The organism is Quyinboa ferrireducens (assembly GCF_042436675.1).
In the GTDB taxonomy this organism is placed as follows: domain Bacteria; phylum Bacteroidota; class Bacteroidia; order Bacteroidales; family UBA5342; genus JBHJHP01.
Genome location: NZ_JBHMVA010000077.1, coordinates 1 through 1,058 on the forward strand (window position 1 = coordinate 1; position 1,058 = coordinate 1,058).

The 1,058-nt window shown below is 34.4% G+C and carries 1 protein-coding gene; it reads right to left on the reverse strand.

What is annotated here, in order from left to right:
* Positions 1–219: 219 nt before the first annotated feature.
* Positions 220–936 carry a hypothetical protein gene (locus ACE01N_RS20485; protein WP_380592944.1) on the reverse strand — a complete coding sequence of 239 codons (717 nt, stop codon included), beginning with the start codon at positions 934–936 and terminating at the stop codon, positions 220–222.
* Positions 937–1,058 lie beyond the last annotated feature (122 nt).

Below are 1,058 nucleotides of genomic sequence, written 5' to 3' on the forward strand. Positions count from 1 at the left end.
CCAGTTTTAAAAAGAACGTTCCCTGCTTCAGCCGAAAGAGGGTGGAAGCCAGTTTTAAAATAATCAAACAACTAATCACGGCATTATTTACAACGTTCCCGCGGTATGGTGTCGTGGCAGTTTCTGTCCGATAGGATAGGAACTGTCAGGACGAAAAGAGCTGGCTGCGAACGTTGATACATTTTATTTAAAAGTACTGCCATGCACTATGACCGCGTGTTAGCGTGCGTTTTTCATATTTTCAAATTCGTCTAAAGTTAATATTCGAGTCAAATTAGCAACTACTTTGTTGTTCTGGCTTTTAGACTCCTGGTAAATTACTCCGATATTTTCTGCATATATAAGCACATCATCATTATGTAATTTAATATCATCAGTACTTGTCTTGATTTCTATATCAGTTTTCCCGTCTGCTATTGCTACATTTACTTCAGCTTCATTAAATTCTCTGCGCTCAGTTTTTTTAATATTCCGAGTCACATATCTTGTTACATCTGAATAACCTTTAATCCTTGAGGTGTGTGTAAATCCAAAATCCTCATTCATTTTATGATAATCAAAAACAACATTATCAGGGAGTTTCTCCTCTACATGTTTATTGTTATTCCAGGTTTCAACAGTTGTAACTTTTTTTAAAATTACTTTATCTGGTAGATATTCATAAACAATAATTAAAGTCTGGTTAAAGTCTTTATCATATACGGTCATTTTTAACTGATTATTATCAATTTTTTCAAAATACCTGTATGCATTATATTTTTCATCATTATATTTTGAACTGAATTCATACCTATAGACTTTTGGTACCTCAAACCAATTAGGTTGAAAAAAGTAGTTTTTAAAATCCGTGTCTGATTTTTTACTTTGCGAATTTCCGCATCCAATCAATGTAATGAAACTGAAAAGAAGTAAATAAGTTTTCTTAGATGTCATCATAGGGTTTATTTTAAAGTTCATGGTGTCTATTCATCTCAAAATGCACGCTAACGTTCCCGCGGTATGGTGTCGTGCGGTTGACTGTCCCACGAAGTGGAGACTGTCAAGCCGTAAAGACGGCA